Source organism: Nitrogeniibacter mangrovi (genome assembly GCF_010983895.1).
Taxonomy (GTDB): domain Bacteria; phylum Pseudomonadota; class Gammaproteobacteria; order Burkholderiales; family Rhodocyclaceae; genus Nitrogeniibacter; species Nitrogeniibacter mangrovi.
Genome location: NZ_CP048836.1, coordinates 2233387 through 2256445 on the forward strand (window position 1 = coordinate 2233387; position 23059 = coordinate 2256445).

The following is a 23059-nucleotide window of genomic DNA, read 5'->3' on the forward strand; positions in this document are numbered from 1 at the left end:
CCGCGACAGTCGCCCGGAATCAGATGCTTACGCCTGTCCCGCCCCGGCGACGGCCGGTTCCTCCTCGTGCCGGAACAGGGCCGGGCTCAGGCGGTGCCGCTGCAGCAGGCGGTAGAACTCGGTGCGGTTGCGATCGGCCAGGCGCGAGGCGTCGGTCACGTTGCCACCGGTGAGCTTGAGCAGATGCACCAGATAATCGCGCTCGAAACGCTGCTTGGCCTCTGCGTAGGTGAGAATCTCCTCGCTGGGCGCGCGCAGCGCCCGCTGCACCAGCGTCGCCGGCACCAGCGGGGTCGTGGTCAGCGCGCACACCTGCTCGACCACGTTGTAGAGCTGGCGCACGTTGCCCGGCCACTGGGCAGTGACCAGCAGCTCGAGCGCCTCCGGGGCAAAGCCATGGATGGTCTTGCCATACTTGTCCGCCAGGCCGCGGATGAAGTGGCGCGCCAGCAGCGGGATGTCCTCACGCCGGGCTTCCAGCGCCGGCAGGCTCAGGCGGACGACGTTGAGGCGGTAGTACAGGTCCTCGCGGAAGCGCCCTTCCGGCAGCGCGGCATCGAGATCCCGGTGGGTGGCGGAAATGATGCGCACGTCTACCGGCCGCGCCCGCGTCGCCCCCACCGGGCGCACCGCCCGTTCCTGCAGCACCCGCAGCAGCTTGACCTGCAACGGCAAGGGCATGTCGCCGATCTCGTCGAGAAACAGGGTGCCCCCCTCCGCGCTCTGGAACAGCCCGTCGTGGGCGCTGGTGGCCCCGGTAAAGGCCCCCTTCACATGACCGAACAGCTCCGATTCGAGCAGCTGCTCGGGAATCGCGCCGCAGTTGATGGCGACGAAGGGCTTATCGGCGCGCCGGCTGGCGCGATGGATCGCGCGGGCGAGCAGTTCCTTGCCCACCCCGCTGGCGCCGCGAATCAGGACGCTGGCGTCGGTGGCGGCCACCAGCCTCGCCTCTTCGAGCACCTCGGCCATGCGCGCACTGCGACTGACGATGCCGGCGCGCCAGCCGGCATCGTCGCCGCCGGCACGCACGGGCACCGGCGCGGACACTTCGAGCGCCTTGCCCACCTTGTCGAGCAGCACGCGGCTGTCGAAGGGCTTTGTCAGATAGTCGAACACGCCCCGCGCGGTAGCATCGACCGCATCGGGGATGCTGCCGTGGGCGGTGAGCAGGATCACCGGCAGCCCCGGATGGGTGGTGCGGATCTCATCGAACAGGGCGAGCCCGTCCCGACCCGGCAGGCGCACGTCGCTGATCACCAGGTCCGGCGTCCTCACCGCCATGTGCGCCAGCGCCGATTCGGCCGAATCCACGGCATCCACGTTGTAGCCGCTGGCCTTGAGACGGATGGAGAGCAGCCGCAACAGGTCGGGATCGTCGTCGACCAGCAGCAGCCGTCCGCAGGCCGCGGCACGGTCGATCTGGCGGGAAGGCATCATCGGTTTCGCTCCATCGGAGTTCGGGTCGGCGCCGGCAGGCTGCGCTCGATGTCGGTGAGTGCGTCGAGCTTCTTCTGCAACTCGTCCATCTGGTTGCGCGCGTCGTGGTAGTCGGTCACCAGACGTTCGTTCTGCGCCGACAGGCGAACGCGCGCCAGATACTGGGCATGCAGTAATCGGGCCAGGGGATGGAACAAGGCTGCGTCGGCCGAGTTGTCCTCGATCACCTTCTCGAGCACCCCGACCCCCTTGGCGGGCTCTGCCTCGGGGCGATTCTGGCCGAGCAGGATCGCCAGCTTCATGAGCTGGATGGGCGTGTGCGGCCCGTTCTCGATGCTGCGCATCTCCGCCGCCCGGGCGGCGGGTTCCGCCTCGGCCTGGGTACGCGCATAGGCGAGAATCGCGCGCAGGGCCACGTCGTCGGCGCCCATGGCACGCTGCACCCCCGAGCCGGGCATCAGGTGTTGGCAACCGCTCAGGAACAGGACGATCGCCAGGGCGACCAGCAAGGCAATTCGGGAAGGGTTGAGCGTCATCGGTTCACGCGGTGAGGGGGAGTTCGATTCGGAAGTGGGCACCGCCTTCGCCGGAGACCAGCGAGACGCGCCCGCCATGGGCCTGGACGTATTCGCGCACGATCGACAGGCCGACGCCCGTGCCCTCGCGGGGCGCCTCGGGTTGCAACCGCCCCTGGAAGAACGGATCGAAGATGCGTCCGGCATCCTCCACCGCCACGCCGGGGCCATGGTCTTCGCAGTCGATGCGCACCAGATCGCCCGAGCGGGTCGCGCGCAGGGTCACCTGGGTGCCGGGGGGGCTGAAGGAAATCGCGTTCGCCACCAGATTGCCCACCGCCACCGCCAGCTTTTCCGGGTCCGCCTCGACCACGATCTGCGCCACGTCGAGGGCGATGGTCACCTGACGGGACTGTGCCTGCAGCCGTTGGCTGTCGACAATGCGCGCCATCAGATCCCGCAGTTTGATGCGCTCGCGGTGCAGACGCCGCGCGTCGAATACGGCCGCGTTGAAGCCAAGCAGGTCTTCGATGCGCCCCTGCAGCAGGTGGGCGTTGTCATGAAGAATGTCGACCACCTCCTGCTGCCCGCTGCTCAAGGGCCCGGCCACCTCGTCCTGGAGCAGCGAGACCCCTTCGCGCAGGGCCGCCAGCGGTGTCTTGAGCTCATGCGATACATGGCGCAGCATGCGTACCCGATCCGCCTCCAGCTCGATCAGACGCTGGCGCAGCCAGTCCAGCCGATGGCCCACTTCGCGCAGATCGGCCGGGCCGGAGATCTCGATGGCCTGATCGAAGCGACTCTCGCCGAGGCGCTCGATGCCGCGCTCGATCTGTTTCACGGGCCGCGCCAGCAACCAGCCGAACAGAAGCGCCACCGCCGCCGCGCCGCCGACCGCGAGCATCACCTCGGAGGCCAGCCGCACCCGGTTGGCCTCCAGCGCATCGAGCAGGTCCGCGTTGTTGCGCGCCACCCAGTGCCGGGCTTCGACGCCCAGACGCTCGTTGATGGCATGCATGCGATCGAGCGCGTCGCGCAGTTCCGCCTCGCCACCGGTGCCGTCGAGCGCCGACTCCGCCTGCGCCGCCGCCGCACGCCAGGTGTCGGCGACCCCGCCGAGTGTGGCCGGCGCCGCACGGGTGAACACCGCCAGCGCATCCTCCGCCTCGTTGCGCTGGTCCAGGAAGCGTTGACGCAGGGCGGGCGCCTCGAGCACGCGGTACTGGCGCGCGCTGCGCTCCATGTCCACCGTACGTTCGGCCAGTTGCTGGGCTGCCGTCGTCAGTCCGATCGATGTCTCCGACGCCAGACGACTCTGGGCAGCAAAACTCTCGAGCAGTCGCAACCCCTGAAGCGCCGCTGCACCGAGGACCATTGCGATCAACAGGAAGCCGGACAGCAGCATCTGCCGGAATGACATGCGGGAGAACATCAAGCGCCACGGTGATGAATCGGCTGTCAACTTTAGGCGACACCGCCGAACGACACCGTAAGCAAATGCAAGCGATGCATCGCCCGCCATGATTGGCGTTCAGCGCAGCTGTCGCGTTTCGGCGACACCCCATCCCGCCATCATTTCAAGCACTTGCCGTGGATGAACGGGATTGACGTCGGGATATGGCGACATTTCGCCGGCCGCCACGGCCGAAAAACGCGCACACAGGTGCGCAAACCCGGCGAATGGTGCGGATTGGCGCGGGTGGCATGTCGCTTGCTCCTGCCGGCAGGAAATCGGGTAACGCCCTGTGCCCGTGTTCGATCGTCCGAAAGGAGAAGGCATGTTCAACAAATCCAGCCTGTTCAACAAGCGCGATGAAGTCCCCGCCCAGCGAAATGGGCTGAATCCGCCCCCGCCCCCGGCGAGCGGCACGACCTCGACCACCCCGACCTCCTCGATCTCCCGTCCCACGCCCCGACCGGGCACCTTTGGAGCCAACATGCGCAGCCAGTTCGACAGTACGCCCCAGAACACCGACACGACGCCCTCTTCCAGCCGGGACCCGAAAATGAGCGAGAACACTTCCACCAAGGACAGCGGCAGCCGGCTCATCGTCGGCCCCGACGTGAAACTGCGCGGCGCAGAGATCCTCGACTGCGACACCCTGGTGGTCGAAGGCCGGGTCGAGGCGACCATGGACAGCCGCGTGATCCGCATCGCCGAGAACGGCTCCTTCTCGGGCAAGGTGGGCATCGACGTGGCCGAGATCCACGGTCACTTCGACGGCGACCTCACCGCCCGCGAGCAGCTCATCATCCACGCCACCGGCCGGGTCAGCGGCACCATCCGCTACGGCAAGATCCTCATCGAGGAAGGCGGCGAACTGTCCGGCGACGTGCAGTCGCTCGCATCGGCGAAGTCGGGGGCGGCCAAGGACGCGCCGACCGACAAGGTCAAGCCGCTGGTCGCCTCCTCGGGCAGCTGAGCCCTCCTACGCAAGACCTCTTCTGCATCGAGTTCATCCGGGCACCCCTGCGGTGCCCGTTTTTTCGCCTGGCGACGCCGCGCCCTCATTGGCGCGTCCCCGGCCCGCTCGGGTAAAGTTCCACCTTTGACGTCCTCAAGGCACCGACCGAGCACCATGGCCCAATACGTAATGTCCATGCTCCGCGTGAGCAAAGTCGTTCCCCCAAACGCCAGATCATCAAGGACATCTCCCTGTCCTTCTTCCCCGGCGCCAAGATCGGCCTGCTCGGCCTGAACGGCGCGGGCAAGTCCACCGTGCTCAAGATCATGGCCGGGGTGGAAACCGAGTACGAGGGCGAGGTACAGCACCTGCCCGGCATCTCCATCGGCTACCTGCCACAGGAGCCGGTGCTCGATGCGGACAAGACCGTCAAGGAAGAGGTCGAATCGGCCCTCGGCGAGATCATGGAGGCGCGTGCCAAACTCGACGAGATCTACGCCGCCTACGCCGAGCCCGACGCCGATTTCGACAAGCTCGCCGAGGCACAGGCCAAGTACGAGAACATCCTCGCCGCCGCCGGCTCCGACGTGGAAACCCAGATGGAGATCGCCGCCGACGCCCTGCGCCTGCCGCCGTGGGAGGCGAAGATCGGTAATCTGTCCGGCGGCGAGAAGCGCCGCATCGCCCTGTGCAAGCTGCTGCTGGCCAAGCCGGACATGCTGCTGCTGGACGAGCCGACCAACCACCTGGACGCCGAATCGGTCGAGTGGCTGGAGCAGTTCCTGGTGCGCTTCCCGGGCACCGTGGTGGCGGTGACCCACGACCGCTACTTCCTCGACAACGCCGCCGAGTGGATTCTCGAGCTGGATCGCGGCCACGGCATCCCCTGGAAAGGCAACTATTCCAGCTGGCTGGAACAGAAGGAAGAACGCCTGGAGCAGGAATCCAAGCAGGAAGCGGCGCGCATGAAGGCCATGAAGCAGGAGCTGGAGTGGGTGCGATCCAACCCCAAGGCCCGCCAGGCCAAGAGCAAGGCCCGCCTGGCCCGCTACGAGGAGATGTCGAGCGTCGAATACCAGCGCCGCAACGAGACCCAGGAGATCTTCATCCCCCCCGGCGAGCGCCTCGGCGACCAGGTCATCGAGTTCGACGGGGTGACCAAGGCCTTCGGCGACAAGCTGCTCATGGACAACGTGAGGTTCAGCATCCCGCCCGGCGCCATCGTCGGTGTCATCGGCCCCAACGGCGCGGGCAAGTCCACCCTGTTTCGCATGATCCAGGGCCAGGAGCAGCCGGACTCGGGGTCGGTCGAGATCGGCAGCACCGTCAAGATCGCCGCCGTGGATCAGTCCCGCGAGGGACTGGAGAACGACAAGAGCGTGTTCGAAGTCATCTCGGGCGGCGCCGACGTGCTCACCGTGGGCAAGTTCGAGTTCCCCAGCCGCGCCTACATCGGCCGTTTCAACTTCAAGGGGGGCGACCAGCAGAAGATGGTCGGCAACCTCTCCGGCGGCGAGCGCGGGCGCCTGCATCTGGCCAAGATGCTCGTCTCCGGGGGCAACGTGCTGCTGCTCGACGAGCCGTCCAACGACCTGGACGTGGAAACCCTGCGTGCGCTGGAAGACGCGCTGCTCGAATTCGCCGGCTGCGCGCTGATCATCTCCCACGATCGCTGGTTCCTGGACCGCATCTGCACCCACATCCTCGCGGCCGAGGGCGAGTCGCAATGGACCTTCTTCGAAGGCAACTACCAGGAATACGAGGAAGACAAGAAGAAGCGCCTGGGCGAGGAAGGCGCGAAACCGAAGCGCATCCGCTACAAGCCGATCAGCCGCTGAAACGGTACGCGGACCCCGCAACGGGGTCCGCGCCGGCGCGCCCGTCCGGGCGCCTGGGGAACAAGCGCGCTGCCGGCGCGATCACATGATCATCCCCCGTGCATCCATCCGCCGACGAGGACGTCCGATGCCCACCTTCTTGCAAAACCTGTTCCGTTCCCTGGCCGATCCGGGCCAAATGGCCGAGGTGCTCGAGCACGATCTGCAACTGGCCACCGCCGCCCTGCTCATCGAGATGAAACGCGCCGACGGGAAACTGGCGACCGCCGAGGACGTGGCCCTGCGCGCCGCGCTCCGCCAGGAATTCGGGCTCGATCGTCTCGCGCTCGACGCGCTCATCGAGGAAGCGGAGGCCGAAGCGCGCGATGCGCCGGGCTACTACGCCTTCACCCACCGGATCAACGACGGCTTCTCGCAGGCGCAGAAACTGCGGGTCATGGAATATCTGTGGCGGATCGCCCTGGCCGACGGTCACCTCGCGGCGCACGAGAACCATCTGATGCGCAAGCTGGCCGACCTGATTCACATCGGCCACGGCGACTACCATGCCGCCAAGGCGCGCGCCCGCGCCTACCTGGACGCCCAGTCCGCCGCCCACTGACGCATCCGTTCAGGCCGGCGATTCGGCCGTCACGAGCACCCGCCGGACCGGCGCCTCGGCGGCGCGGCACACCTGGTTGCGCCCCCCTTCCTTGGCATCGTAGAGCGCCCGATCGGCGCGATTGATGAGCGCGTGCGCGTCTTCCTCGTGGTTCCACCCGGCGACGCCGAAGCTGGCGCTGACGGTACCGACCGTTTCGAAGGGCGCATCGGCGATCCGCGCGCGCACCGCCTCGGCCAGGGCCATGGCGGCGTCGATCGGCGTCTCGCGCAACAGGATCATGAACTCCTCGCCACCGAAGCGCGCGGCGCAGTCGGAACTGCGCAACAGCTCGCGGACCCGCACCGCGGTGTGCTTGAGCACCAGATCGCCGCTGTCATGGCCGAAGGTGTCGTTGATGCGCTTGAAGAAATCGAGATCGAACATCACCACCGACAGGCTGCTGCCATGCACCCGGGCGGCCGCCATTTCCGACTCCAGGCGCTCGAAGAATCGGCGCCGGTTGACCAGGTCGGTGAGAAAGTCCTTGGTGGCCAGATCCTCGAGGCGCCGGTTGAGGCGCGCCATGGGCTCGACCACCAGGGCGGACAGGGCCAGGTTGAGGCCCAGGAACATCAGGCCGAACACCGCCACCAGCGAGAGCATGAAGGTCTCGAAGGTCTGCCGTGCCTTCTCCAGCGGATAGAGCATCGGCACCTTGACGATCTGCATCCCCACGGTCTGCGCCATCTTCCATCCGTAGCCCCCGCTGCGCCCGTACAGCCGCACCATGCTCTCCGGCGCCGCGGCCGGATCGCCGTGGCAGCTCAGGCACGACGGGTTGTTGATCACGATCGGGCGGGCCACGTAGAGCGCCCGCTTGACCCCCTGGCCGTGGATGCCCCACAGCTCGGCGTCCTCGTGCGGCGCCTGCTTTTGCCGTGCGATCAGATCGTCGATGACACCGGTTTCCCAGCGCGTGGCGCGGTTGCGCGGATTGGTCGGATCGAGCGTGGCCTCGCGATACTCGTAGCCGGGAAAGCGCTCCGAGAGCCGGCGCAGGGTTTCGACCGCGGCAAAGGCCGGCACCGTCTGCGGCAGAAAGGTCTGGGTGTTGAGCGGATCGAGATGGGGCTTGACCTCGTCCGTGGTGTAGGCACGAATGGCCAGCGCCGTGGCCATGAGCACCTCGGAGTCGCGGCGCACGTCCTCGATGGCGTTGCGCTCGAGAAAACCGTAGTAGTAGATGCCCGCCCCGCCCAGACTGGCCAGGAAGATGACGGCGAGGACGAGATTGAACTTGAGGCGCAGCGGCCAGCCGCTCGCGGATTCGGTCAAGGACATGGGGCTCTCTGTCGGCTTGCGCCGTCGCACGCAGCGCTTGTCATGGAGGCTCCGCCGCGTCACGCGACGGTGCCGCGCATTGTCGCACGCCCCATCGCCCACGCCAACGGCATGGCCGTACCCGCCCGCTCAGCTCTCCGGCTGCCGGTCCAGGCCCGACAGGCGGGTCTGATGCGCGGTGGCGTGATAGGCGATCGGCTCCGGCGCGCCCAGGTAATACCCCTGGCCACGCGTGATGCCGGCACTGCTCACCCAGGCCAGGGTCTGCGCATCCTCGATCCATTCGGCGACGGTGTCGATGCCGTAGGTGCGCGCCACCTGGACGACCGCCCGGAGGATGTTCTGCGCCCCCTCGTCCTGGGCCACGCCACGCACATAGGCGCCATCGAGCTTGACGATGTCCACCGGCAGCTTGCGCAGGCTGGCGAAGCTCGCCACGCCGCTGCCCAGGTCGTCCAGGGCGATGAGGAAGCCGGCGCCACGCAACTGCTCCATCAGCGCGAGCGCGGTGTCGTGATCGGCCACCGCCGCGGTTTCGGTCAGCTCGATGCATACCTGGTGGGGATTGACGCAGCCACGGTCGAAGCAGTCGATCACCCATTCGACCAGCGCCGGATCGGAGATCGAGCGTCCGGACAGGTTTACCGAGGCGTAGCGGCCGCCGCGGACCACGTCCTCGAAGTGCAGCGCCACCTGCTCGACGATATGCCGGTCGAGGCGCCCGATCAGGTCGTAGCGTTCCGCCGGTGGAATGAATTCGTTGGCGCCGACCAGCCCGCCACTTTCGTCGCGCATGCGCACCAGCACCTCGTAACCACGGCCCCGCGCCGCCTGCAGATCGATGATGGGCTGGCGCCACAGCTCGATGCGGTGCTCCTCGATGGCGCGCTCGATGCGATGCGCCCACTGCGCGTCCGAGGAATGGACCATCGCATGCGGACTGTGATCGAAGATCACGATGCGGTTCTTGCCCGAGCGCTTGGCGCTGTACATGGCCGCGTCCGCATCGGCGCGCACCCGCTGCAGGGCGTCGCCCTCGGCATAGGCGCACACGCCGATCGAGGCGGTGATGCGGAAGGTCTCGCCGGCCTCGTTGCGATACACGTACCCCGCGATGCCTTCGCGGATGGCCTCGGCGATGCGCATCGCCACCGCCTCGGGGCAGTCGGGCAGCGCGACGAAGAACTCGTCGCCACCGATACGCGCGACGACGTCGGCCCGGCGTACCTGCTTGCGCATGAGCGTGGCCACGGCGCTGAGCACTTCGTCGCCGGCCGCATGGCCGCAGGTGTCGTTGATGATCTTGAAGCGGTCCAGATCGATGCAGATCATCTGGCCGCCGCCCCGGTGCGAGGCCAGCACCCGCTCGAACCCGGCGCGGTTGTGCAATCCGGTCAGGGCATCGTGGGTCGCCTCCCACTCGGCGCGACGCACCTGATCGATCTCGTGGCTCACGTCATGGAGCACGAGCACCAGGGTGTCGCCGGCCGCCCCCGAGACCGGCGCATCGGCCAGGCGCACGCAGGAGCCCTTGATCATGGTCAGGGTCTCGCGGCAGGGCAACTCGCAGGTGGTCGGCTCGATGGTGACCGCCTGCTGGCCCGGCACGAGTTCGTCGAGCGCGATGGCCTCGCCGCCGCCGGTGGTGAGCACCAACAGATCATTGATCGCCCTGCCCGGCATGGCCGCGGCCGGTACGCCGGTGAGCGCAGCGGCGGCGTCGTTGCCCTGGATCACATTCAACCCGCCATCCATGACCAGCACCGCATCGGACATGGCGCGCACCACCTCGGCGTAGAGCTTGTCGCGCTGCTGTGCCTGACGCACGTCGTCGGCCATCTGCATGATGTTGCCGATCCAGCTGCCAACCGAATTGACCATCATCAACGCCATGTGCTCGTGACCGGCATCGACCCCGTCGACGATGAGCATGCGTTGCACATCGACCACCGCGCACGGTAACGGATAGACGAGGGCAATGCGCCGTTCGCCCTCCACGCTCACGGGCAGCTCGTTGATGAGCCGATCCGGCTCGATCAGCGCCCGCAGGTGTTCGTAGCGCGCCGCCAGACTGGCGCTGGCCATGCCGAATGTGGCCTGCGGGCTCGCGCCATTGATGACCCGGCTGTCGGCGCCCTGGTGCTCGACGATCATCACCTGCTGCGCGTCCACGTAGCGGACCAGCATTTCGAGACAGGCGTTGACACGCTTGATCTGCGGCAACGGTGCCGAGACGATGTCGGCCAGATCGCAGCGCCAGCGGGACAACTCCAGGCGCCGCGCCAGGCTCGACGGCGAGTCGACCGGCGTGCCCGCCAGATAGACCACGCCGTCCTCACCCGGCATGAGCACCACGCCGTCCAGTTCGGTGAGCGCGACGCCGAGCGCCACGCGACCGATGCGTTTGGGTTCGCCGGTGCGGGCGACTTCACGCACGTGTTCGCCCATGTCGGGAAAATGACGCCACAGATCGGTGGCGCACGTGCCGATCCCGTTGAGTTCGCGAAACAGTGCGCTGGCCGCCTCGATCCGCCTGTCGCGCAAGGCGCACCAGTAGGGATGCATGCCAGCGAGACGGCGTGCGAGGCCGACCATGCTCAGTGCATCCTCACCAGATCGAGCAGGGCATGTTTGCGTTCTTTCGCGCGCACCACGAATTCGCTCATGCCGTCGCACACGACGCGGGCCTGGAACCGGTCGAACGGATAGACCGCGCCGCTGCAGGCGTGAGCCGTGCGGACGACCTCGACCGCCGGGGCGCCGCAGGCACCGTCCTCGAACCCCGCCAGATCGGCCACGAGAGACTCCGGCATGCCCATGCTCGCCGCGATCCGCGCGGCGCCGGGGCCACGCCACTCGTGCGCGCCGGCCAGCAGGGCATCGACGGTTGGATAGACATCGCCGTCTGCCGACGAAGCATTGAGAAAGGCAAAGGCCGGCAGATCGTGGAACAGGCCCAGCAGATGACAGTAGTCGCCTTCGAGCCCTTCGCCACGACCGAATTGCTCGGACAGGCAGGCCACCTCGAGGGAATGATCCCAGACCGTTTCCGCCATCTCCCGGGCCACGGGAGAGACGATCCGTTCGACGAGCTGGCGCATGATCACCTGAATGGAGAGGACGCGCACCTGCGCCGTGCCGATGATGCCGACCGCACGCTCCAGATCGCTGATCGCGCCGGTGGCGGCGAGCGCAGCGCAATTGGCCGCACGCAGCACCGCCGCGCTGATGCTCGGTTCGATCCTCACCGCGTCGATCAGCGTGGCCAGATGCAGCGTCGGATCCATCAGCAGCTGACGAATCGCATTGGCCGCGCGCATGCTGGTGACGAACACCGGAGGCGTCTGCGCAGTCATCGGCATGGGCATCCAGGACTTGAAAATGGCATGGAGCCTCTATCGGCCAGGGGCTGCTTTTCTGAAGGCCCGCATGACAAATACCCGATGGGACTGTCCGGGCCATGCGCGGCGGATGGTGGCGATCACCGGCGCCTGCGATGCCATGCGACGGACTTAAAGTTGCCCGCCAGGGCGCCGTAACATCTGGAATCCACCAGCCAGGGGCGCCCCATGCCAAACGGCAATGCACACTTGCGCATCACCTTCGATTTCGAGCTGAGTATTCCCGATGCACTGAATCAGCGTGACGAGCGTGCCTTGCTGGAGGCCATGAGACAGATCCTGGGCAACACCGTGTTCAACGGCATGCCCACCGTCACGGCCAAGCAACTGGCCAAGGCGGGGGTCGGCCTCGCGGGGCACGACTGCCGGTGCGAGCTGGAACGGACCGGTCAGGCGGAAATCCCGGCCGACACGGTCATCGCCGCCGCCCCGCACCTGACCGACGAGGAACTCGTCACGGTGGCCCGTCAGGCGGCCGCCAAGCTGCCTGCCGATCCCTCGCAGCACCGGGCGCACATCCGCCGGGTCGCCTTGCGAGTCGCCAACGACTACCGGCTCGTGCCGTGCACCGTCGTCGCCGAGGCGAGCACCGGCGGGCTGGTCGAGCTCGGCGCCCAGCTGAACATGACCAACGGCGGCATCCTGGTGGACGATGAATTCAAGAAGATCAAGCTGCGCACCGACCAGCCGCCCATCCGCGTCTGGATCGAGGGCACCGACATCGAGCTGATCGCACGCCTGGGCGGGCACACCCTCGGTGGCCCGTTGCTGGAGACCGACGTGGCCGATCTGGTGCCCCATCGCGCCGCCCTGCTCGCCTGCTGGCAGGCGGCCATCGCCTGAGCCGATGGCGCGTTGGCGCGCACCTCACTTGAGCGCGAAACCTCGCGCCGCAAGCGCCTCGACGAGGCGATCGCGCCCGGACAGGGTCTCGGGCCCGGCGATCCGCTTGGACGAATGCACTGCCCAGGTTCCATGCACGTTCATCTGCTGCGCGGCGTAGAACTCGGCCATCGCCGTGTTGTAGCGCTCGATGCCCTCGGCCTGCGCCGGCAGGCTGTAACGCTCGCGGTGCAGCACCACCGACTGCGGCGGGCGCGGCTTGACGCTGGCCGGCTTGCCCTCGTCCTCGTAGCCCACGCACATGCCGAACACCGCGAACACCCGGGGAGGCAGCTCGAGCAGGCGCGCCACCGCCTCCGGTCGGTTGCGCATGCCGCCGATGTACACCGTGGCCAGCCCCAGCGACTCGGCCGCCACCGATGCGTTCTGCGCGGCCAGGGCGGCGTCGATGGCGCCGACCAGGAACATCTCCAGGTAGTCGAGCGCGCCGCTGGGCCGCTCCAGGGCACTGGCGATCGATTCGAGGCGCGCCAGGTCGGCGAGCCACACCAGCTGCAGCGGCGCTTCGCGCACATGGGCCTGGCCGCCGGCGCACTCGGCCAGCGCGGCGCGGGTGTCCGGGTCACGCACCGCGACCACGCTCCAGGCCTGCAGGTTGGACGAACTGGCAGCCGACTGCGCGCCGGCGATGATCGCCTCGAGCTGGGCGTCGCTCACCGGATCGGGTCGATAGGCACGCACCGAGCGGTGGCGCAGCATCTGCTCGATGACGGCGGTGTGGCACTCGGGCACGGCGAGGTCCGGTTGTCCGTAGCGGGTCTTGAAACTGGCGTCGAAGGAACTCATGCTTCACTCCTCGGAATCGATGCGGGCATTGTAGGCGAAGGGCTCAGCGCTCGACCGGGATCGGCGTGGCATGGTCCACGGTGACCGCCGTGACCGAGTTCTTCGGGCTGCCGCTGATCACCTTGTCGGTGTAGGTCAGATACACCAGCGTGTTGCGCTTCACGTCCACCATGCGCACCACGTGCAGCGTCTTGAACAGCACCGAGCGGCGCTCGCTGAAGGCATCCTCCTGATGCGGCACCGGCTTTCGGAAGCGGATCGGGCCGACCTGACGGCAGGCGATGGACACATCCGACACCTCCTCCGCCACGCCGAAGGCGCCGGCAATGCCGCCGCGCTCGGGCTTAGCGACGAAGCAGGCGACGCCCTCCACCTTCGGATCGTCGAAGGCCTCGACCACCAGCTTGTGCGAACCGGTCAGCTTCCATTCAGTGTTGACCGAGCCGATCTCATCGGCGTGGACACCGACCGAGGCCAGACCCGACAGCAGCAACAGGGCGAAAAATCGTCGCATTCCAAGACCTCTCCAGATGCATTAGCGAAACCCTGATCAGGTGGGGACGGCCAGCCGCGATTGCAAGTTCGGCCCGCTCTCGAGGCGGCCCAGCCACGATCATGGGATACTGCCGTCACCGACCGCACCCGCCTTCTCCATGCGCCCATCCAAAACGCACCTGACGGTTGACGCCCTGCTCGCCGGCCTGCTCGACGCCGGCCAGATCTCCCGCAAGGACCACGACGACACCCTCACCGTCGCCCGCATGCGCGGGCGCACCGACCTGCATCCGCTGGCGCTGGTCGGCGAACGCCGGCTGACCCGCGCCTGCCCGCCCGGCGGCACGCTCGACGTCGAAGCGCTCACCGAATGGCTCGCCGGCGAGGCCGCGCTGCCCTACTTTCACATCGACCCGCTCAAGATCGATGTGACCTCGGTGTGCAACGTGGTCTCCCATGCCTACGCCACCCGGTTCCGCATCCTGCCGGTGGCGGTGCATGCCGACGAGGTCACCGTCGCCACCGCCGAGCCCTACGAGAGCGAATGGCAGGGGGTGCTCGAACAGGCACTGCAGATCCGCATCAAGCGGGTGCTGGCCAACCCGACCGATATCGTCCGCTACCTGGCCGAGTTCTACAGCCTGGCGCGCTCTCTCAAGCAGGCGGTGGCCCAGCACGAGGGCATGCAGACCGGCATCGGCAACTTCGAGCAGCTGGTCAAGCTCGGCTCCAACAAATCGCTCGACGCCAACGACCAGGCCGTCATCCACATCGTCGACTGGCTGCTGCAGTACGCCTTCGACCAGCGCGCCAGCGACATCCACATCGAGCCCCGGCGCGAGGTGTGCAACGTGCGCTTCCGCATCGACGGGGTCATGCACCTGGTGTACCAGACCCCGGTGCCGGTGATGGCCGCCATCACCAACCGCATCAAGCTCATGGGGCGCATGGACGTGGTCGAGAAGCGCCGCCCCCAGGACGGCCGCATCAAGACCCAGGCCGCCAACGGCGAGGAGATCGAGCTGCGCCTGTCCACCATGCCCACCGCCTTCGGCGAAAAGCTGGTGCTGCGGATCTTCAATCCGGACGTGCTGCTCAAGTCCTTCGCCGACCTTGGTTTCGCCCGCGACGAAGAAGGGCGCTGGCGGCGCCTGTTCGGCCAGCCCAACGGCATCATCCTGGTCACGGGCCCCACCGGCTCCGGCAAGACCACCACGCTCTACTCCACTCTCAAGGAGCTGGCGCGCCCGGAGGTGAACGTGTGCACCGTGGAAGACCCCATCGAGATGGTCTATCCGCATCTGAACCAGATGCAGGTGCAGCACAACATCGGCCTGGATTTCGCCAGCGGCGTGCGCACCCTGCTGCGCCAGGACCCGGACGTGATCATGGTGGGCGAGATCCGCGATCTGGAAACCGCCGAAATGGCCATCCAGGCCGCGCTCACGGGCCACCTGGTGCTGTCCACCCTGCACACCAACGACGCCCCCTCGGCGCTCACCCGGCTCATGGACCTGGGCGTGCCGCCCTACCTGATCCGCTCCACCCTGCTGGGCGTGCTCGCACAACGGCTGGTGCGCACCCTGTGCCCCCACTGCAAGCAGCCCGCCGCCATCGATGCCGGCGACTGGAAGGATCTGCTCGCCCCCTGGAGCGCCTCGCTGCCCCACCATGCGCAAAAGCCGCAGGGCTGCCTGGAATGCCGCATGACCGGCTACCACGGCCGCATCGGCCTGTACGAGATGATGGTCATGTCGCCGAGCCTGCGCGAGGAAGTCAGTGCCGACATGGATGCCGCCCACTTTCGCGCCCAGGCCATCAAGGAAGGCATGCAGCCGCTGCGCCTGGCCGGCGCCCGCCACATCGCCGCCGGCACCACCACGCTGGAGGAAGTGGCCCGCAGCACGCCCCCGGCCTCGGGCGAACCGGGGGCGTAGGGCGGGATCGATCCCGCCCTACTGCCCGGGCACGACGCGCAGGATGCGGCCGCCGCCCTCGTCGAGCAGGTACAGCGCCCCGTCCGGCCCCTGGCGCACATCGCGGATGCGCCGGGTCACTCCCTCGAGCAGGCGTTCCTCGCGCACCACCTTGTCCCCGTCGAGCTCGAGCCGCACCAGCACCCCGAACTTGAGCGAACCGACGAACAGATTGCCCTGCCAGCGCGGGAACAGCTCGCCGGTGTAGAAGGCCATGCCCGACGGCGCGATGGACGGAATCCACACCTGCACCGGGGCCACCACGTCCTCGCGCGTGGTGCCCTCGCCGATGGCGAAGCCGGTGACATACTCGCGGCCATAGGTGATCACCGGCCAGCCATGATTGCGGCCGGCGCGCGGGATGTTCACCTCGTCGCCCCCCTGGGGGCCGTGCTCGTGGGTCCACAGCCGGCCGGTGCGCGGATGGATGGCGGCGCCTTGCACGTTGCGATGTCCGTAGGACCAGATCTCGGGCCGGAACACCGCCGAGTCGGCAAACGGGTTGTTCGCCGGCACGCTGCCGTCCGGGTTGATGCGCACGATCTTGCCCAGCAGGGAACCCGGCTCCTGCGCCTTGTCGCGATAGGCGTAGCGTTCGCCCAGGGTGACGAACAGGGTGCCGTCCGGCGCGAAGGCCAGCCGGCCGCCGAAGTGACCGCCCCCGGGCGGATCCTCGTTCTGGGCGAAGATGCCCTGGACCTTGGTGAGCCGGTTGGCCTCGCGCTCGAACACCGCACGCGCCACCGCCGTGCGCGCGCCGCCCCGGGTCGGCTCGGCGAAGGCGAAGAATACGGTGCGATCCTCGGCGAAATTCGGGCTCAGCGCCACGTCGAACAGGCCGCCCTGACCTTGCGCATGCACGCGCGGCACCCCGGCGATCGGGGCGCCGATGCGGCCATCCGGGCTCACCACGCGCATGCGCCCCGGCCGCTCGGTCACCAGCATCGCCCCGTCGGGCAGAAACGCCAGCGACCAGGGGACGTCGAGCCCCCGGGCGACCACCTCGACCTTGGGATCGGTTGCCCAGGCCCCCGTCGAAAACAGCCAACAACCCACCGCGACGACCGTCGCGACCCGCTGACGCAGCCCGTGTGTCATGTGCTTTCTCCGCTGTCAGCAATGGGAGTCTGACACCGGCTCGGCGCCCCGGTTCGGCCGCTCCCCGATGCCCCGACTCACTCCGGCGTGACCGCCTCGGCCTGCATCACCCGACGCCACAGTCGCGGCCAGCTTGCCACCCAACCGTCGTGGTGGTCGACACCGGGCTCGACCGCGTACGCCGGCCGTGCGGCGGCGGGGAAGCGGTCCACGAAGCCGCGGATCAGCGTCGGCGGGACGATACGGTCCTTTTCCCCGGCGAAATGCCACTGGCGCACGTGGGCAAGGGCATCGACCTCGTCGGCCGGATCGAGCGACCCGCTCAGCGCCGGCACATGATGCCAGCGCGTCCACGCCCGATGGTCGAGATTGCCGGCCACCGTCACCAGCGCGGCAACGTCATGACGCCGCACAGCCACCAGCGCCGCCACCGCGCCGCCACCGGAATAGCCGACCAGCACCAGCTGACGCGCGCCGAAGTCCTGCTTGAGCCGGTCGATGGCGCGGTTGGTGCTGTCGATGACCGCTGGGGCGAAGCGCATGGAGGTCCAGTCACGGCGATCGCATGCCCCCGCCCGCCGCGCCAGGTACTGACAGGGCCGCGCGAGGTAGGCCGCGTTGCCCCGCGGTTGCGCCAGCGCCAGGCGCAGGGCCAGCGGATCGATCGGCGTGGGGTCGGGCGAGACCTGCGTACGACTCAACCACGCCAGGCCGTCGCCTTCGACATAGATGGTCAGTACCTCGGCGGGCACCGGCGTTGCGGGTCGATAGGCGAGCAGGTCGAACGGGCCGGCCGGGAGGGTTTGCGCGATCCAGCCCCGCGCGCCGGCCAGCGCATCGGCCTGGCCTCGACGTTCGCCGGGGGTCGGGATGACGGCACAGGCCGACAGGGCCAGCGCGAGCAGGAAATTGAAACGTCTCATGGCCCCGGCAGTGTGTCTGCCATGGCGAACAAACGCAAAGGGCTCACCGGATACCTCCGGTGAGCCCTGCGCGACATCCGCCGGCGTTCTCAGAACAGCCAGCGAACTTTCACCGAGGCCGTCTGGTTGAGGAAGTCCTCGCGATATTCCGCGTCGTAGCGGCCGGTGATCCGGGTCCCGTTCGCGGTCTCGTAGACGGCGCCGACTCCACCGCGCACGCGCCACGGGCTCGGATCGACCCCACGGGTCACGAAGGCGGCCTCGGGGCTCCCGGCGAAGGCGGCGGTGATCGAATCCCGATCGCTCATGGCGTCGTAACCGACCCCCAGATCGGCCAGCAGCGTGGTCGTCGTGCTCAGCGCGTGCGTCAGGCGCCCGGCCACGCTGAACACCAGCGCTTCGGTGCTGCGTTGCTTGACCTTCAGATTGAGCACGCCGGCGCCGGTTTCGGTGTAGCCCTCGTCCTCGATCCAGGTGTAGTCCATGCTCACCGACGGCGTCACGCGCGTCGCCTCACCGAGCGGATAGGCACGGCTGATGCCGGCGCCCAGATGCGCCATGTGGCTGTCGAAGTCCGACGACGCCTCGCTCGCGGCGAAGGCGATCCGGCGACGTCCGCGATTGACCGCCTGGCCCACGTCCGCCTGAACCCGCACTTCGGTGCGATCGTCCAGGTTGTAGCGCCCGTAGCCGATCAACTGGTAGATGTCGATATCGGCATCCTGCGGCGCCACCGACGATTTGCCGTTGACGTCGCTCTTGGCATAGGCCAGGGCACCACCGACGCGCCAGCCCGACGCCAGCTCGCCGTCAAGCCCCATGACCAGGCCGGCCGTCGTCGCCTTGTATCCGGCCACGCCGTTGCGCTTGTCCTGCTCCGCCCACGAACCGAAAGGCTTCAGCCACAGATACCTGTTGCCGACGAAACCGTCGCCGGACGACAGCCCGCTCGCCACGTCCGCACGGGCATCGATCACGTCGTTGATGCTGCCCAGCGTCGCCTGCGTGGCCGCGACCGTCTGACCGGTCAGCAGCGGCAGCGTCTGGCTGGCGGCATCGGAGACCGCCTGGGTCGAGCCCAGTCCGATGAACTGCATGCTGATCGCCCCGGTCGGATCCGACGCGATGATGCCGTCGAGGGTGCTCGCCACGCCCACCGCCGGGGTGTTGCCGGTGGCGTTGACACTGGCCAGCACGGTGTTGCTGCCGCCCGCCACCGAGAGGGCCAGATCCACCGCATTGCCGTTCTTGACGGCGGCGAAATCGAACAGGGTCGAGTTGTCGGTGGTCACGAAGGTAGTGGCCGACAGCGTCCCGGCGCTGATGACGCCGGACAGGCTGTTGACGTTGAACACGTAACCCGGATTGGCGACATCCACGTCGATCTTGGCACCCGGCGCGAAGGTGGCGGTACCGCTGACCGCCAATTTGCCGTAGGTGGTGCTGTCGGTGACCCGGGTCCGCAAGGTGGACGTGGCGCCCTGCGCATAATCCCCGGTGACGGTGCCGGTCGCGCCGGCATCGACCGCCAGCGTGCCGTTGTTGGTGAAGCTGCTGACGGTGAACTGCTGGCCGCTGTTCATGGAATAGGTCGCACCGCTGTCGACGAACACCGCGGTGCCGGCGGCGTTGACCGCGCCGACGAAGCTCGCCGTGTCGTTGCCGGTGATGTGAATGGCGTTGAGCACACCGCCGGAATCGACGCGAATCGCATCGATACCGCCCGAGAGGGTGCCGCTGGTGGTGAGGTCGTTATTGATGGCGGAGGTCGAGCTCACGTAGACACCGAAGGTGGCGCCGCTGATCGTGCCGCTGTTGCTGATGCCACCGTTGATCGTGCCGTTGGTGCTCACCACGATGCCGCCGAAGGAGGTTCCCTGGATGGTGCCCGTGTTCGCAACACCGCCGCTGAGCGTCGCATTGTCCATGCGGATACCTCCGCTGGTGCCGGTGATCGAACCGCTGTTGGTGACCCCGCCCGTCAGCGACGCACCGGCCGTCTCCTGAAAGCCGAAGGTGCTCCCCGCGATGGTGCCATCGTTGGTGATGCCGCCGGTGATCGTGCCATTGTTTTGAATACCGTAGTTCGCGCCGGTGATCGTGCCGTGGTTGGCGATCGCCGTGCTGGTACTCGAGATCGTCCCGTCATTGATCACCGAGGTCACGGTGGCGTTGGCCATGATCGAGATGGCCTCGCCCGAGCCGGTGTTGCTGACCACGCCGGAGCCGGCGTTGGTGAAGGTCCCGAACGATGACGCGTTCGTGCCATCGCCGAACTGGATGGCTTCCACGCCCGACGCGCCGCCGGTCGTGATCGTACCGCTGTTGGTGAAGTTACCGACGGTCGCCGCCGTCAGATAGCCCAGGATCATGCCGTGGCCGGTGACCGACTGGATCGTGCCGGAGTTCGAGATCGACGTCGCGTCGTTGAGGATCACCGCCGTGCTGGAGCCGGTATGCTCGATGGTGCCGGAGTTGGTGAAGGAACCGACCGCGCCACCGAAGAAGATCGCGGAATTGCCATTCACCTGCCCCTGGATCAGGCCGCTGTTGGTAAACGTCGTCACCGTGCTGCTCGCGCTGGTGTTGATGGCATTGAACCGGTTGCCCAGGATCGTGCCCTGGTTGTCGAGCAGGCCCAGGGTGGCGCCACCGCTCACGAAAAACGTGGTGGAGTTGTTCTCCTGCAGGGTATGCCCGCTGTTGACCGTGAAGCTGGTCCCGCCGCCGTTGGCGCTGTCCACCGTCACCAGAAAGGTCGAAGCTAAGGTTCCGGTCAGCGATCCGGGCGTCGAGTAGATCAACCCGTTGTTGACGCCGTCGACGTAGATGTCGGCGCGTGCGATCGACGGCGCCAGGGAAGCCATGACGGCCATGGCGATTGCCGTACGGCGAAACGGGGCGAAAGAAATGTCCTTGTACATCGGGTCTCCTCGGGTCGATACGTGGCCGGCGAACCGGAACGTGGACACATCGAACTCGCTGCCCGATCTGAATCCATGTGCTCGGTGCCTTGCACAGGGCAAATTGTACCTTATTTATTGTTTTTGTCACTTAATTGTCGTTTCGATATTTTTTGAGCCAATATCGCAACACCGCGCTGTCGCTCAGCAGGACAAGCTGCGACAATCGCCCGGCCGCGCGACGGGCCGTTCCGGCCATCGTGCCACCTTCACCATAGCCGCCGAGGAATCCGCGTGCCCGACCATCCCACCCTCCCGGAAAGACTCGCCACCGCCCTCGCCGCGCGAGGGGATCTGCTCGACGCCCTGCACACCGAGGCGACCGACTGCTACCGCCTGTTCCACGGCAGCGCCGAAGGCGTCCCCGGACTGACCATCGACCGCTATGGCGACCTGCTCCTGATCCAGACTTTCCACACCCCCCTCGACGCGGCATCGCTGCACCAGATCCGGACCTTCTACGCCACCGCCCTGCCTGGCCTCGATTGCCTCTACAACGACCGCAGCGGTGCCAACTCGCGCATCTCGAACACCCTCGATGCGACCGACCTGGCGCTTGCCGAGCAGCCGCGCATCGTCACCGAAGGGGGCGTGAAATACCGCATCCGTGGTCGTCACGCCGGACAGGATCCATGGCTGTTTCTCGATCTGCGCGCCGCGCGGCGCTACGTGATGGCGCATGCCGCGGGTTGTCGCGTGCTGAACCTGTTCGCCTACACCTGTGGCGTCGGCATCGCCGCCGCCAAGGGCGGTGCGCGTTTCGTGATGAATGTGGATTTCGCCCAGTCGAGCCTGGATGTGGGCAAGGAGAACGCCCGGCTCAACGACCTGCCCGTCCGCCCGCGCTTCGTGCGCAGCGACGTGTTTCCCGCGGTGCGCCAGCTGGCCGGCATCGGGCAGCCGCAACGGGTGCGCGGGCGACGCATGCCGCCGTTCCCGCCGCTCGAGCCGATGTTGTTCGATCTGGTGTTCCTGGATCCGCCGCGCTACGCGAAAAGCCCCTTCGGCGTGGTGGATCTGGTCAACGATTACACGGCGCTGTTCAAGCCAGCGCTGCTGGCCACGCGCCCGGGCGGCACCCTGATCTGCTGCAACAACGTCGCGCAGGTCGACCGCGACGCCTGGCTCGATCAGCTGCTGCGCAGCGCACGCAAGGCCGGGCGCCCCATCGAGGAGAGCACATGGATCGAACCCGACACCGATTTCCCCAGTTTCGACGCCAATCCGCCGCTCAAGGTCGTCGCGCTCAGGGTGTCTTCGGCACCATCGGCATGATCCACGAACAGGCCGGATAGCTGCTGCAGCCCCAGTAGTCCCCGTGGGTGCCGGTCGCCACGGTCATCTGGCCACCACAGGCGGGACAACTGGGCGACTGGTAGTCACCGGCGGTTGCCGCAACCAGCAGGCGTTGCTGGCGGTCCGGATCCAGCCGCTCGATCATCGCCAGCAGCACGCGCGCATCGATCAGCACCAGCTTGTGATGATGCCCCAGGGCCTTCGCCTCGGGCGTGAATGTACCGCTGGTCATGAAGAAGCCGCGCTCGATGCGCTCGTGCGCCATGACGCCGAGCAGTTCGCGCACGCCCTGCACCCCGGCCGGCACGACGCTCCGCGCCTTCACGTGCACCACGCCGGTGGCACGCCGTGGATGGGCTTCATCCTGGAACAGATAGAGATCGGTACCCCCGTTGGCGGCCAACGGGATCGCCAGATGGCAGATGCCCTTTTCCCGGTAGTACTCGGCACACAGCAGCTCGAAGCGTTTCCATTCCAGCGCCTGGATCAGCGCAATGGACCAGGTTCGGGGCGCCTCGGTCACCGGATCGTCGACCTGTATCGTGGCGTCGCCATGCACATCCGGGGGGGTGTCGTCCTCGAACTGTGTGGGAGCCGAATGGATCGTCGCCGGCGCATCCGAGGCCATCGGCCGCATCTCGCCCCCCTCATCGGCTCCGCCACCCGCCGATCCGGTACCACGCACGAGCAGTCCCAGGGCCGAGGCGACGAGCAGCACCCCCGCGCCCAGGCCGGCACCACGCGCCAGAAGGGTGAGCGGCTCGGTGCCGGGCCGACCGGCCAGGGCCAGGGGCACGAGATACAACCCGAGCACGGCCACGCCAGCCCCCAGGGCCAGCATGACCAACCACGTCGGTCGCGACGCCTGCATCGTCCCATCTACCGTCTGAACCATGTCGTCTCCGCCTGCCGGCACACGGCAGAATAGTCGTATGTCATGCTCTGAAATGCGCATCATGACATATTACTTTCGTGCAAACAACACCGACCTCCACCCCCCTTGGCAACCTGGAGACATGCCTCGCCGGCGCCTCGATACCGCACCCGGTTTTGCATCCGCCGGCACCACGGGCGACAATGCGCAGCCATCCGAACC

General features: G+C 67.5%; 17 protein-coding genes and 1 pseudogene. 6 read left to right on the forward strand and 12 right to left on the reverse strand.

What is annotated here, in order from left to right; genetic code table 11:
- Nucleotides 1-27: 27 nt before the first annotated feature.
- From G3580_RS10250 to G3580_RS10260, 3 genes are read right to left on the reverse strand one after another with little or no spacing between them, the layout of a single operon-like run.
- Nucleotides 28-1437: a sigma 54-interacting transcriptional regulator gene (locus tag G3580_RS10250; RefSeq protein ID WP_173768764.1), complete on the reverse strand. Its 1410-nt coding sequence runs from the start codon at nt 1435-1437 to the stop codon at nt 28-30.
- Entirely contained in the window at nt 1437-1976 is a 540-nt protein-coding gene (locus G3580_RS10255; RefSeq protein ID WP_173765209.1) for a hypothetical protein, read from the reverse strand. The genes G3580_RS10250 and G3580_RS10255 overlap by 1 nt, the downstream gene beginning before the upstream one ends.
- A gap of 4 nt (nt 1977-1980) precedes the next feature.
- Nucleotides 1981-3375, reverse strand: coding sequence for a sensor histidine kinase (locus tag G3580_RS10260; protein ID WP_228720630.1), 1395 nt, complete (start codon nt 3373-3375; stop codon nt 1981-1983).
- Between the two features lie 358 nt (nt 3376-3733).
- Between G3580_RS10260 and G3580_RS10265 the strand changes: the two genes are divergently transcribed.
- The 3 genes and pseudogenes from G3580_RS10265 to G3580_RS10275 all read left to right on the forward strand — a co-directional run bounded on the left by G3580_RS10265 (nt 3734) and on the right by G3580_RS10275 (nt 6799).
- On the forward strand, nt 3734-4378 hold the full coding sequence (locus tag G3580_RS10265; RefSeq protein WP_173765211.1) for a bactofilin family protein: 645 nt from the start codon (nt 3734-3736) through the stop codon (nt 4376-4378).
- 156 nt (nt 4379-4534) lie between these two features.
- Nucleotides 4535-6198 (forward strand): annotated as a pseudogene (ettA, locus tag G3580_RS10270) (energy-dependent translational throttle protein EttA).
- Nucleotides 6199-6325: 127 nt separating this feature from the next.
- A complete protein-coding gene (locus G3580_RS10275; protein ID WP_173765212.1) occupies nt 6326-6799 on the forward strand; it encodes a tellurite resistance TerB family protein in 474 nt (157 codons plus the stop codon).
- Nucleotides 6800-6808: 9 nt separating this feature from the next.
- Here the strand turns inward: G3580_RS10275 and G3580_RS10280 are convergent, their stop codons facing one another.
- From G3580_RS10280 to G3580_RS10290, 3 genes are all read right to left on the reverse strand, one after another.
- Entirely contained in the window at nt 6809-8122 is a 1314-nt protein-coding gene (locus tag G3580_RS10280; protein WP_173765214.1) for a diguanylate cyclase, read from the reverse strand.
- 129 nt (nt 8123-8251) lie between these two features.
- Entirely contained in the window at nt 8252-10717 is a 2466-nt protein-coding gene (locus G3580_RS10285; RefSeq protein WP_173765216.1) for a putative bifunctional diguanylate cyclase/phosphodiesterase, read from the reverse strand.
- 2 nt (nt 10718-10719) lie between these two features.
- Nucleotides 10720-11478, reverse strand: a complete 759-nt coding sequence (locus G3580_RS10290; protein WP_173765218.1) for an HDOD domain-containing protein — start codon at nt 11476-11478, stop codon at nt 10720-10722.
- A gap of 213 nt (nt 11479-11691) precedes the next feature.
- On the opposite strand from G3580_RS10290, the gene G3580_RS10295 reads away from it, so the two are divergent.
- A complete protein-coding gene (locus G3580_RS10295) occupies nt 11692-12366 on the forward strand; it encodes a hypothetical protein (protein ID WP_173765219.1) in 675 nt (224 codons plus the stop codon).
- A 24-nt stretch (nt 12367-12390) separates the two neighbouring features.
- On the opposite strand, the gene G3580_RS10300 is transcribed toward G3580_RS10295, so the two are convergent.
- Both G3580_RS10300 and G3580_RS10305 read right to left on the reverse strand, forming a co-directional pair.
- A complete protein-coding gene (locus G3580_RS10300; RefSeq protein ID WP_173765221.1) occupies nt 12391-13212 on the reverse strand; it encodes an NADPH-dependent oxidoreductase in 822 nt (273 codons plus the stop codon).
- A 43-nt stretch (nt 13213-13255) separates the two neighbouring features.
- Complete coding sequence (locus G3580_RS10305; protein WP_173765223.1) at nt 13256-13726, reverse strand: CreA family protein; 471 nt, start codon at nt 13724-13726, stop codon at nt 13256-13258.
- Between the two features lie 139 nt (nt 13727-13865).
- On the opposite strand from G3580_RS10305, the gene G3580_RS10310 reads away from it, so the two are divergent.
- Nucleotides 13866-15644 carry a GspE/PulE family protein gene (locus G3580_RS10310; RefSeq protein ID WP_173765225.1) on the forward strand — a complete coding sequence of 593 codons (1779 nt, stop codon included), beginning with the start codon at nt 13866-13868 and terminating at the stop codon, nt 15642-15644.
- Between the two features lie 18 nt (nt 15645-15662).
- On the opposite strand, the gene G3580_RS10315 is transcribed toward G3580_RS10310, so the two are convergent.
- The 3 genes from G3580_RS10315 to G3580_RS10325 all read right to left on the reverse strand — a co-directional run bounded on the left by G3580_RS10315 (nt 15663) and on the right by G3580_RS10325 (nt 20628).
- Nucleotides 15663-16781 carry a PQQ-dependent sugar dehydrogenase gene (locus tag G3580_RS10315; RefSeq protein WP_173765227.1) on the reverse strand — a complete coding sequence of 373 codons (1119 nt, stop codon included), beginning with the start codon at nt 16779-16781 and terminating at the stop codon, nt 15663-15665.
- A 77-nt stretch (nt 16782-16858) separates the two neighbouring features.
- Nucleotides 16859-17704 carry an alpha/beta hydrolase family protein gene (locus G3580_RS10320; protein ID WP_173765229.1) on the reverse strand — a complete coding sequence of 282 codons (846 nt, stop codon included), beginning with the start codon at nt 17702-17704 and terminating at the stop codon, nt 16859-16861.
- Nucleotides 17705-17793: 89 nt separating this feature from the next.
- On the reverse strand, nt 17794-20628 hold the full coding sequence (locus tag G3580_RS10325; protein WP_173765231.1) for an autotransporter outer membrane beta-barrel domain-containing protein: 2835 nt from the start codon (nt 20626-20628) through the stop codon (nt 17794-17796).
- A gap of 273 nt (nt 20629-20901) precedes the next feature.
- Here G3580_RS10325 and G3580_RS10330 point away from each other — a divergent pair, with 273 nt between their 5' ends.
- Nucleotides 20902-21942: a class I SAM-dependent rRNA methyltransferase gene (locus G3580_RS10330; protein WP_173765233.1), complete on the forward strand. Its 1041-nt coding sequence runs from the start codon at nt 20902-20904 to the stop codon at nt 21940-21942.
- On the opposite strand, the gene G3580_RS10335 is transcribed toward G3580_RS10330, so the two are convergent.
- Complete coding sequence (locus G3580_RS10335; RefSeq protein ID WP_173765235.1) at nt 21914-22858, reverse strand: restriction endonuclease; 945 nt, start codon at nt 22856-22858, stop codon at nt 21914-21916. The two genes, G3580_RS10330 and G3580_RS10335, sit on opposite strands and share 29 nt — an antisense overlap.
- Nucleotides 22859-23059: the final 201 nt, after the last annotated feature.